A 238-nucleotide genomic window follows, 5' to 3' on the forward strand; every position below is an offset into this window, starting at 1 on the left:
TAGATTCCCACCTTCTTAATCCCTAATACTTGCTTCCAAATGGTAGCCAGTGTTTCTTCTTTACCATTCCGGGGTGCAACACATTCACTTTCTATTTTCCTCTCCTCTGGTGCAGGCAAGGCCTCACGATCAACTTTACCGTTAGCAGTTAGTGGAATAGCTTCCATCATCACAAATCCTGAAGGAACCATATGGCTTGGTAGTTCCGCCTTGAGATAATCTCTCCACTCACCTACAT

At 44.5% G+C, this 238-nt stretch carries 1 protein-coding gene; it reads right to left on the reverse strand.

The window, feature by feature from the left end; translation table 11 throughout:
- Positions 1-238, reverse strand: a 238-nt coding sequence (locus MR076_RS26190; protein ID WP_242225441.1) for a hypothetical protein, incomplete at both ends; no start/stop codon positions are given.

Origin of the sequence: Bacillus cereus group sp. BfR-BA-01380 (genome assembly GCF_022663535.1) — a bacterium.
Taxonomy (GTDB): domain Bacteria; phylum Bacillota; class Bacilli; order Bacillales; family Bacillaceae_G; genus Bacillus_A; species Bacillus_A cereus_BB.